This is a genomic window from Actinoplanes cyaneus (genome assembly GCF_016862095.1).
Taxonomy (GTDB): Bacteria; Actinomycetota; Actinomycetes; order Mycobacteriales; family Micromonosporaceae; genus Actinoplanes; species Actinoplanes cyaneus.
Genome location: NZ_BOMH01000156.1, coordinates 1 through 1,367, shown reverse-complemented (window position 1 = coordinate 1,367; position 1,367 = coordinate 1). Strand labels below are relative to the sequence as shown.

Genomic DNA, 1,367 nt, shown 5'->3' with positions numbered 1-1,367 from the left:
AGGGCCGTTGCGTTCTCGCCGAGTGATGCGTTGACCAGTGATTTCGGGCAGTGAGTGGCCTCTGTGGAGGCGGTTGAAGCGGGTGAAGCCCTCAAGGTGATCATGGAGTTTCTCTAGGACTTCACGACACCAAGGACTCCACCCGTAGATGGCATCATCTCTCATCACCGCACTGACCGTGACGACACCCCAGGCAGTTCACGCACCGGCTCCGGTAACTGATGGTGAATGCGTTGGTCTGCTGGAGGCCTTGGCGAAGGTTCCCGACCCCCGTGGCCGGCGCGGGGTCCGCTACCCGTTGGCCGCTGTCCTTGCCGTCGCGGTATGCGCGGTCATGGCCGGCGCCTGCTCGTTCGCGGCGATCACCGACTGGTTGCATGACCTCGACGAACACGCCCGAACCCGGCTCGGCTTCGGCGACGCTGTGCCCGTCGGCACGACGATGTGGCGGCTGCTGATCCGCCTCGATCCGACCTTGCTCGCCGGCGTTCTCGCCGGCTGGCTAAACACCCGGGCAGGTCAGCCAGGCCCGCTGGCACCGCGCAGGTATCGCCGGGTCATCGCGGTGGACGGCAAAACCCTGCGCGGTGCCCGCCTGAGTAACGGCCGTCAGGTTCACCTGCTGTCCGCCCTGGATACGGCCACCGGCATCGTGCTCGCCCAGGTCACCGTGGACACGAAGTCGAACGAGATCACCTCGTTCGCGCCACTGCTCGACGCCGTCGAAAAGGTGCTTGGCCCCCTCACCGGAGTGCTGTTCATCGCCGACGCCCTGCACACCCAGACCGGGCACGCCGACGAAGTCACCGCCCGCCACGCCCACCTTCTCGTCCAGGTGAAAGGCAACCAGCCGACCCTGTTCAAGCAGCTCAAACGCCTGCCGTGGGCGCAGATCCCCGTCGGGGACCGCACGCGCGACCGTGGCCACGGCCGCCGTGAGACCCGCACTGTCAAAGCCGTCACCGTCGCCACCCCGGGCGGCATCAGCTTCCCGCACGCCGTGCAAGCCGTCCGAGTCACCCGAACCCGCATCGTTGCAGGCCGGACCAGCCGAGAGACCGCCTACCTGACCGTGTCCCTGCCCGCCGGTCACGCCACGTGCCGCGACCTGCAAACCTGGATCCGTCGGCACTGGCACATCGAGAACAAGCTTCACCACGTCCGGGATGTAACTTTCCGTGAGGATCTGCACCAAGCCCGGACCGGCAGCGGACCCGCCGTCATCGCCACCCTGCGTAACACCGCGATCGGCTGGCACCGCACCACCGGTGCTACCAACATCGCCCGCGCCACTCGGCAAGCCAACCGCCGCTCACACGACCTGATCACCGCCGTGACCAGCAGTTACCCGAGAACGCAGTGACCCT

Annotated in this window: 1 protein-coding gene; it reads left to right on the top strand. The window is 66.9% G+C overall.

Going from position 1 to position 1,367, the window contains the following annotated elements; genetic code table 11:
* Positions 1-148 precede the first annotated feature (148 nt).
* Entirely contained in the window at positions 149-1,363 is a 1,215-nt protein-coding gene (locus Acy02nite_RS46120) for an ISAs1 family transposase (RefSeq protein ID WP_239175914.1), read from the top strand.
* The last annotated feature ends 4 nt before the right edge of the window (positions 1,364-1,367 follow it).